The organism is Bradyrhizobium sp. IC3123 (assembly GCF_020193625.1).
GTDB lineage: Bacteria > Pseudomonadota > Alphaproteobacteria > Rhizobiales > Xanthobacteraceae > Bradyrhizobium > Bradyrhizobium yuanmingense.
In genome coordinates, this window is record NZ_JADYVF010000047.1 from 1 (window position 1) to 1,288 (window position 1,288).

1 protein-coding gene is annotated in these 1,288 nt (G+C 60.6%); it reads left to right on the top strand.

Going from position 1 to position 1,288, the window contains the following annotated elements:
• The first annotated feature begins 80 nt into the window (after positions 1-80).
• Positions 81-1,183 (top strand): IS3 family transposase gene (locus I6F20_RS37540; RefSeq protein WP_225131587.1). Its coding sequence is split into 2 segments (ribosomal slippage): positions 81-342 and positions 342-1,183, totalling 1,104 coding nucleotides; the frame shifts between segments, so codons are not numbered across the junction.
• The last annotated feature ends 105 nt before the right edge of the window (positions 1,184-1,288 follow it).

Genomic DNA, 1,288 nt, shown 5'->3' on the forward strand with positions numbered 1-1,288 from the left:
TGATCTGAGGCCGGCAAACTGGACCATTTTTGGCTAGAGTTGGCGCTGCGTAAATCCCTCGACTGGGAGGAGCGACGACGATGAAGGCCTCGAAGTTTTCGGACGCCCAGAAGGCGTTTATCCTGAAGCAGGGCAATGACGGGGTGCCGGTTGCGGATATCTGCCGCAAAGCCGGGATCAGCCAGGCGACCTATTTCAATTGGAAGAAGAAGTATGACGGGCTGCTGCCGACGGAGATGCGCCGGTTGAAGCAGCTCGAGGACGAGAATGCCAAGCTGAAGAAGCTGGTGGCTGATCTGTCACTCGACAAGGAGATGCTGCAGGACGTGATCCGCCGAAAGCTGTGAAGCCTGGTCGGAAGCGCAAGCTCGTCGATGAGGTTTGCGGTGAGTGGCAGGTGTCGATCCGCAAGGCCTGTGCGGCCCTCGAGTTCGACCGGTCGACCTATCACTACAAATCTCGTCGCTCCGACCAGGCGACCCTCGAAGCTCGGATCAAGGAGATCTGCCATGTTCGCGTTCGCTACGGCTATCGCCGCGTCCATGTGCTGCTGCGCCGCGACGGATGGCATCACGGCCAGAACAAGACGCGTCGCATCTATCGCGAATTGGGCCTGCAATTACGCAATAAATCGCCCAAGCGCCGGGTCAAGGCCAAGCTGCGCGACGACCGGCGGCCTGCGACGCGGGTCAACGAGACCTGGGCGATGGACTTCGTTCATGATCAGCTGGCCACCGGCGGCAAGCTCCGGGTGCTCACGATCGTCGATATCTTCTCCCGCTTTTCGCCCGCGCTGGAGCCGCGGCTCACCTTCCGCGGCACCGACGTCGTGGAGGTGCTGGAAAGGGTTTGCAATGAAGTGGGACTCCCGGCGACGATCCGCGTCGATCAAGGCAGCGAGTTTGTGTCGCGCGATCTTGACCTGTGGGCCTATCAGCGTGGCGTCACGCTGGACTTCTCACGGCCTGGCAAGCCGACCGACAACGCCTTCATCGAGGCGTTCAACGGCCGCTTCCGAGCCGAATGCCTCAACGCCCATTGGTTCCTGTCGCTTGCGGATGCCCGGCAAAAGGTGGAGACTTGGCGTAGATACTATAACGAAGAACGCCCCCACGGCGCGATCGGCAATCGGCCGCCGATTGTGCTCCAAAATCACGTCGGCGCCACCAGCCCGCCAACGTGATCAGAGGCGCAAAACTCTAGTTCCGGGTGGTCCAAAGTTCGGTCTCGCTGCACAAAAACCCCGAGACTCTAACTGCCGCTGGATGAAAATGCAGTGGCAGGTCAC